This is a genomic window from Clavibacter tessellarius, assembly GCF_001618005.1.
Lineage (GTDB): Bacteria > Actinomycetota > Actinomycetes > Actinomycetales > Microbacteriaceae > Clavibacter > Clavibacter tessellarius_A.
Window position 1 is genome coordinate 157492 of record NZ_LQXA01000053.1, and the last position, 7247, is coordinate 164738.

Here is a 7247-nt window from a genome sequence, read left to right on the forward strand (position 1 = left end):
GCACACGGCATCCGGGCGTCCTCGCGGAGATCCCCATCGCCGCAGGAGATGCCATGACCTACCCCCGTCCCGTCCCCGACGACCCGACCGCGCCCGACCAGGTGGCCGCCAGTCCGCGCTTCCCCGACGTCGAGAAGGGGATCCTCGCGTTCTGGAAGCGCGACGACACCTTCCGCGCCTCCGTCGAGCGGCGCGAGGGATGCGACGAGTGGGTCTTCTACGACGGTCCGCCCTTCGCCAACGGGCTGCCGCACTACGGGCACCTCCTCACCGGCTACGCCAAGGACGCCTTCCCGCGCTTCCAGACCATGCGCGGCAAGCAGGTCCACCGCCGCTTCGGCTGGGACACGCACGGCCTCCCCGCCGAGCTCGAGGCGATGCGCCAGCTCGGCATCACCGAGAAGAGCGAGATCGAGCAGATGGGCGTCGAGGAGTTCAACGCCGTCGCCCGCCGCTCGGTGCTCGAGTACACGGGCGAGTGGGAGGAGTACGTCACCCGCTCCGCGCGCTGGGTCGACTTCGAGGACGACTACAAGACGCTCGACGTCGACTTCATGGAGTCGGTCATCTGGGCCTTCAAGCAGCTGCACGAGAAGGGCCTCGCCTACGAGGGGTTCCGCGTGCTGCCGTACTGCTGGCACGACCAGACGCCGCTGAGCAACCACGAGCTGCGGATGGACGACGACGTCTACCGCATGCGCCAGGACCAGTCGGTCACCGTCACGTTCCCGCTCGTGGGCGCCAAGGCGGAGTCGCTCGGCCTCACGGCCGTGCGCGCGCTCGCCTGGACGACCACGCCCTGGACCCTGCCCACCAACATGGCGCTCGCGGTCGGGCCGGACATCGCCTACGCCGTCGTGCCCGCCGGGCCCGCGGGGACGCCCGACGCCGAGGCGCCGGACGCGCTGCCCCGGGAGTCGTCGGTGCAGCTCGCCGCCGAGGTGCTCGGATCCGAGTACCTCATCGCCCAGGACCTGGTGGGGAACTACGCCAAGGACCTCGGCTACGCATCCGCCGACGAGGCCCGCGCCGCCGTCTCCCGCACCGTGCTCGGCCGCCAGCTCGAGGGCGTCGCCTACGACCGCCTCTGGGACTTCTACGCCGACACGGAGCGCTTCGGCACGGAGAACGCCTGGCAGGTGCTCGTCGCCGACTACGTCACGACCACCGACGGCACCGGCATCGTCCACCAGGCCCCGGCCTACGGCGAGGAGGACCAGCAGGTCTGCGCCGCGGCCGGCATCCCCGTGATCCTGTCGCTCGACGAGGGCGGCCGCTTCGTCGACACCGTGCCCGAGGTCGCCGGCGAGCTGTGGTCGGATGCGGGCAAGACGCTCACGCGCATGCTCAAGGCGCAGGGCCGCCTCATCCGCCAGGCCAGCTACGAGCACTCCTACCCGCACTGCTGGCGCTGCAAGAACCCGCTCATCTACAAGGCGGTCTCCAGCTGGTTCGTGCGCGTCACCGACTTCCGCGACGACATGGTGCGCCTCAACCAGGACATCACGTGGACGCCCGAGAACGTCAAGGACGGCCAGTTCGGCAAGTGGATCGGCAACGCGCGCGACTGGTCGATCAGCCGCAACCGGTTCTGGGGAAGCCCCATCCCGGTGTGGAAGAGCGACGACCCCGCGTACCCGCGCGTCGACGTGTACGGCAGCCTCGACGAGCTCGAGGCCGACTTCGGCGTGCGCCCGACCGACCTGCACCGCCCGTTCATCGACGAGCTCACCCGCCCGAACCCCGACGACCCGACGGGGAGGAGCACCATGCGCCGCATCGAGGACGTGCTCGACGTCTGGTTCGACTCCGGATCCATGCCCTTCGCGCAGGTGCACTACCCGTTCGAGAACCGCGAGTGGTTCGACGAGCACAGTCCGGCGGACTTCATCGTCGAGTACATCGGCCAGACCCGCGGGTGGTTCTACACCCTGCACGCGCTGTCGACCGCGCTGTTCGAGCGGCCGGCGTTCTCCAGCGTCGTCAGCCACGGCATCGTCCTCGGCAACGACGGGCAGAAGATGTCGAAGTCGCTCCGCAACTACCCGGACGTCAACGAGGTGTTCGACCGCGACGGATCCGACGCCATGCGCTGGTTCCTCCTCGCGAGCCCCGTGCTCCGCGGCGGCAACCTCGTGGTCACCGAGGAGGGCATCCGCGAGGGCGTCCGCCAGGTGCTGCTCCCGCTCTGGAGCACGTGGTACTTCTTCTCGCTCTACGCGAACTCCGCGCAGCCCGGCGGCTACGAGGCCAGGCGCGACACGACGAGCGACGACGTCCTGGACCGCTACATCCTCGCCCGCACGCGCCGCCTCGTCACCGAGGTCACCGAGCACATGACCGCGCTCGACTCGACCCTCGCCGCCGCGTCCCTCCGCGACTTCGCCGACGTGCTCACCAACTGGTACGTGCGCCGCAGTCGCGACCGGTTCTGGGCGGGCGTCGAGTCGCAGTCGGACGGCACCGTCACCGGCACGCAGGCGTTCGACACGCTCCACACGGTCCTCGAGACCGTGACGCGCGTGGCGGCGCCGCTCCTGCCGCTCGTCTCCGAGCGCATCTGGAAGGACCTCACGGGCGGCCGCAGCGTGCACCTCGAGGACTGGCCGGAGCCCGACGACCTGCCCGCCGACGACCGCCTCGTGGAGGTGATGGACCGGGTGCGCCAGGTCGCGTCGACCGCGCTGTCGCTCCGCAAGCAGTCGGGCCTCCGCGTCCGGCAGCCGCTCGCGCGCCTCACGGTCGTGAGCGACGACGCGGACGGGCTCGCCCGCTTCGAGGACATCCTCCGCGACGAGCTCAACGTCAAGGCCGTCGCCGTCGAGGAGCTGACCCCCACGAGCGCGGCCGACGCCGGCATCACGCGCCGCCTCACCGTGAACGCGCGCGTCGCGGGGCCCCGCCTCGGCAAGGGCGTGCAGCAGGTGATCCAGGCGGCCCGCTCCGGCGACTGGACCGAGGCGGACGGCGAGGTCGTCGCGGGCGGCGTGCCGCTCGTCGCCGGCGAGTACGAGCTCGTGCTGGAGGTGGCCGGAGACCGCGCCGACCAGGCGCTCGCGCTCCTGCCGGGCGGCGGCTTCCTGCTGCTCGACACCGCGCTCACCCCCGAGCTCGAGGCCGAGGGTCTCGCGCGCGACGTGGTGCGGAACGTGCAGGACGCGCGGAAGGGCGCGGGGCTCGACGTGAGCGACCGCATCGCCCTCGTGATCCGGCTCGATGCGGCGGGCGCCGAGGCCGCCGAGCGGTTCCGCGACCTCATCGCGCGTGAGACCCTGGCGGTGGCGCTGCGGATCGACGCGGACGCCGAGGCGACGGCGTCCGGCATCGTCGTCGGCGGCGGATCGCCCCTGGACATCGAGGTGGAGCGAGCATGAGCGACCAGCGGGGCGGGACGCCCTTCGACGACGACGCAGACGACGTCCGCCGCGACGACGACTTCGAGCCCGAGACGGACGAGGGCGTCGACGCGGCCGCGCGCGCCCTCGACCCCGACGTCGACGGCCTGAGCGACGACCAGCTCTTCGCCGACGACGCGGCCGAGCTCCGCCGCGAGGCCGAGCGCTCGATCGTCGCCGGCCGCGAGGTCGACGACGAGAACTACTTCGAGCGCGAGGGGGAGCAGGTCTACCAGGCGCTCCTCGCCCGCGTCGGCGAACAGGCGCCGCAGCCGCGCCTCACCGCCACCCGCCGCGTCGTCGAGCTGCTCGGCGACGTGCACCGCGCCTACAAGATCGTCCACGTCACGGGCACCAACGGGAAGACGTCCACGAGCCGGATGGCCGAGAGCATCCTGCGCGCCGCCGGCCTCCGCACGGGCCTGTTCACGAGCCCGCACCTGGTGCGGGTCAACGAGCGCATCGTGATAGACGGCGAGCCGATCACCGACGAGGCCCTCAGCCGCAACTGGGCCGACGTCGAGCCGTTCATCGACCTCGTCGACCGGGAGCTCGTGGCCGCGGGGGAGCAGCCCGTCACGTTCTTCGAGGCGCTCACCGTGCTCGCGTTCGCGTCCTTCGCGGACGCCCCCGTGGACGTCGCCGTGGTCGAGGTCGGCATGGGCGGCGAGTGGGATTCCACCAACGTCGCCGACGGCGAGGTCGCGGTCTTCACGCCCGTGTCGCTCGACCACACGCAGCGTCTGGGATCCACCGTCGCGGAGATCGCGCGCACCAAGTCCGGCATCGTGAAGCCGGCGTCGGACGTCGTCTCGAGCGCCCAGGCGCCCGAGGTGGTCGCCGAGCTCACGCGCGCGGCCGAGCTCACCGAGTCCACCTGGTCCATGGAGGGGGAGCGGTTCCGCCTCCTCGACACGACGCTCGCGGTCGGCGGCCAGGTCATCAGCGTGCAGGGGCTCGCGGGCACCTACCGGGACGTCTTCCTGCCGCTCTTCGGCGCGCACCAGGCGCAGAACGCCGCGGTCGCGATCGCCGCGGTCGAGTCGTTCCTGGGCGGCGGCGACCACGCCATCCACGAGGACGTGCTCGCCGAGGGCCTCGCCACCGTGACGAGCCCGGGCCGCCTGCAGGTCGTCGGCACCGAGCCGACCGTGCTCGTCGACGCCGCGCACAACCCGGCGGGCGCCGCGTCGCTCGCGGCCGCGCTGCCCGTCTACTTCACGTTCGACCGCGTGACCGCGGTGATCGGCGTGCTCGCCGACAAGGACGCGGAGGGCATCGTGCGGGAGCTCGCGCCCGTCGTGGACCACTTCATCGTCACGCGCTCCGCGTCGGAGCGGTCGGTGGATCCCGACGAGCTCGCCCGGATCGTGGTGGGCGTCGTCGGCCGCGACCGCGTCACGGTCGAGCCCGACCTCCGGACCGCCCTCGACGACGCGCGCGACTCCGCGGGCGAGACCGAGAAGGGCGCGGCGCTCGTCACCGGCTCCATCCTCCTCGTGGGCGAGACCATCGAGCACGCGCGCGGCGAGGGCTGGAAGACCGCGTGAGCACCGACGGCCGACCGGCCCGCACCCGGCGACCCCGCCCGCCCCGGACGACGGTCGAGATCCTCGGGTCCATCGTCATGGGCTTCCAGGTCATCGTCGTCTTCCTCGCCAGCCTCGTCGCCTTCGGGCTCCAGGCGGTGCCCGCGCTGCCCGCGCTCGGCGGCGGCGCGCTGCTCGTCCTCGCGATGCTCGCGGTGGTCGGCTCGCTCCGCACGGCGCTCGGCGTGCGGGCGGGCTGGGTCGTGCAGGTCCTCGTCGTGCTCACCGGCTTCGTGCTGCCCGCCATGTTCGCGGTCGGCGGCTTCTTCCTGCTCCTGTGGGTCTACGCGATGGTGCAGGGCGCCCGCATCGACCGCGAGAAGGCCGCCGCCCGCGGCGCATGGGAGCAGGCCATGCTCGACGAGCAGCGGGCCGCGCGATCCGCCGACGTACCGGATGCCGACGACCGCCCCACCGACCACCGACCCACCACCGAGCCGCCGGCTCCCACCCCGTAGGAGGAACCCATGACCGCTCCCGACCAGGAGACCCTCGTCCTCGTCAAGCCCGACGGCGTCGCCCGCGGCCTCACCGGCGAGATCCTCCGCCGCATCGAGGCCAAGGGCTACCGGATCGTCGACCTGCGCATGGTGCGGGCCGACCGCGCGCTGCTCGAGCAGCACTACGAGGAGCACCAGGGCAAGCCGTTCTACGAGCCGCTCGTCGCGTTCATGGAGTCGGGCCCGGTGGTCGCCGTGCGCGTCGCCGGGAACCGCGTCATCGAGGGCTTCCGGTCGCTCGCCGGCACGACCGACCCGACGGGCGCCGCGCCCGGCACGATCCGCGGCGACCTCGGCCGCGACTGGGGCCTCGCCGTCGCGCAGAACCTCGTGCACGGCAGCGACGCGCCCGAGTCGGCCGAGCGCGAGCTCGCCCTCTGGTTCTAGCTCCCGACACGACGAGAGGGGCCGACGGGCGATCCGGTCGGCCCCTCTCGTCGTCCCGGCGCCTCAGCCGAGGAGCGTGGGGATCAGCGCGGGGAACGTCGCGATGATCGCGACGACGATGATCGCGTAGTTGAGCACGACGATCGCCCACGTGTACGGCGCCACCGCGTCGGCGGCTCGGCGGATCCCCGCGGGCAGCGGCAGCAGCCCGGCGCGGGCGGTGGCCGACAGCGTGCCCCACCACAGCGGGATCATGGCGCTCCACACCAGCAGGCAGTAGGGGCAGAGCGCGCCGATGACGAAGACGCTCTGCGTGAAGAGCCAGGTGACGAACACCCAGCCCGCGAACGTGCCCATCGCGAACAGGGTCCAGAACCACCTCGCGAACCGCGCACCCGCCAGCAGGGCCATGCCGATCACCACGGGCACGACGAACGCGGCCACGCCGATGAGCGGGTTCGGGAAGCCGAACAGCGACCCCTGCGGCGACTGGATGACCGTGGCGCAGGAGATGAACGGGTTGACGTCGCAGGACAGCGACGCGCCCGGGTTCTCCAACAGGTGGAGGCGGTCGAGCACGAGGACGAACGCCCCGATCCACCCGACGACTCCCGTCACGACCAGCAGGAGGGCCAGGGAGCGGGTGTGCACGGGGGCCCGGGTCGCGGTCATGCGGTGATCATGGCAGACCGGCGGGCCCCGACCCTGACGGCCGGGTGGACGTCGGCGTGCGATACTGGCAGGCAGGTCGTCCCGCCGCGCGGGTCGACCGCCATGAAGAGTCTTTCCCGGGGCAGACCCGGGCCGCCAGGCACGTCCGGCGGCGGATAGCCAGTTCCGTACCAGTGCGCACGACCGAAGCCTCGGGCCGGTCGTCGCAGACCAAGGATCGACGGAGAACCGCGAACGCGGGGATCCACTCGGAGAGCTACCGGGGTACGGCGCGGCCGTACCGCCCGGCTGAGGAGTGCACCAGAGATGGTGGAGAGAGACGAGAACACCGGCAGGAGGCGCCCGCGCCTCTTCGAGCGGCTCACGGGCCGCCGTGCCGAGCCGACCGCGACCGAGGGGACCGACGGCGCGTCCGTCCTCCCCGGTGCCGCGACCCCCGAGGCGAGCGGTGCGTCCGCCGCCTCCGAAGCGAAGGGCCGAACCCTGAACGAGAACGAGACCACCCCGTCCACGCCCGACGAGACGGAGGCGCCGGTCGTCCGACGCTCCCGCCGCGCGAGCGCCGCCGCCTCCGCACCCGCGGGCGCCCCGACGGACGACGCCAGCGTCGACGCGTCCGCCGCCGTCGCCGCGCCGTCCGAGGGGTCCGCCCCGGATGCGGCCGAGGGGCAGCCGCCCGTGCGGGCGAGCCGCGCGCGTGCCCC

The 7247-nt window shown here is 72.7% G+C and carries 5 protein-coding genes and 1 pseudogene; 5 read left to right on the forward strand and 1 reads right to left on the reverse strand.

Annotated features, from left to right (window positions below):
- Nucleotides 1-53 precede the first annotated feature (53 nt).
- The 4 genes from ileS to ndk are packed head-to-tail and all read left to right on the forward strand — an operon-like array spanning nucleotide 54 to nucleotide 5871.
- Complete coding sequence (ileS, locus tag AWH51_RS14595; RefSeq protein WP_063072774.1) at nucleotides 54-3374, forward strand: isoleucine--tRNA ligase; 3321 nt, start codon at nucleotides 54-56, stop codon at nucleotides 3372-3374.
- Nucleotides 3371-4945: a bifunctional folylpolyglutamate synthase/dihydrofolate synthase gene (locus AWH51_RS14600; RefSeq protein ID WP_063072775.1), complete on the forward strand. Its 1575-nt coding sequence runs from the start codon at nucleotides 3371-3373 to the stop codon at nucleotides 4943-4945. Before ileS ends, AWH51_RS14600 begins: the two co-directional genes overlap by 4 nt.
- Nucleotides 4942-5442 (forward strand): DUF4233 domain-containing protein, encoded by a 501-nt coding sequence (locus AWH51_RS14605; protein ID WP_063072776.1) that lies wholly within the window; start codon nucleotides 4942-4944, stop codon nucleotides 5440-5442. The genes AWH51_RS14600 and AWH51_RS14605 overlap by 4 nt, the downstream gene beginning before the upstream one ends.
- 9 nt (nucleotides 5443-5451) lie before the next feature.
- Nucleotides 5452-5871, forward strand: a complete 420-nt coding sequence (ndk, locus tag AWH51_RS14610) for a nucleoside-diphosphate kinase (RefSeq protein ID WP_063072777.1) — start codon at nucleotides 5452-5454, stop codon at nucleotides 5869-5871.
- Nucleotides 5872-5934: 63 nt separating this feature from the next.
- On the opposite strand, the gene AWH51_RS14615 is transcribed toward ndk, so the two are convergent.
- On the reverse strand, nucleotides 5935-6543 hold the full coding sequence (locus tag AWH51_RS14615; protein WP_063072778.1) for a vitamin K epoxide reductase family protein: 609 nt from the start codon (nucleotides 6541-6543) through the stop codon (nucleotides 5935-5937).
- Between the two features lie 306 nt (nucleotides 6544-6849).
- Here AWH51_RS14615 and AWH51_RS14620 point away from each other — a divergent pair.
- Nucleotides 6850-7247: pseudogene (locus AWH51_RS14620) on the forward strand (ribonuclease E/G); the annotation flags it as partial.

Coding starts and splice junctions, on each gene's coding strand:
- ileS (WP_063072774.1), top strand. CDS start 54: ATGACCTACCCCCGTCCCGTCCCCGACGACCCGACCGCGCCCGACCAG.
- AWH51_RS14600 (WP_063072775.1), top strand. CDS start 3,371: ATGAGCGACCAGCGGGGCGGGACGCCCTTCGACGACGACGCAGACGAC.
- ndk (WP_063072777.1), top strand. CDS start 5,452: ATGACCGCTCCCGACCAGGAGACCCTCGTCCTCGTCAAGCCCGACGGC.
- AWH51_RS14615 (WP_063072778.1), bottom strand. CDS start 6,543: ATGACCGCGACCCGGGCCCCCGTGCACACCCGCTCCCTGGCCCTCCTG.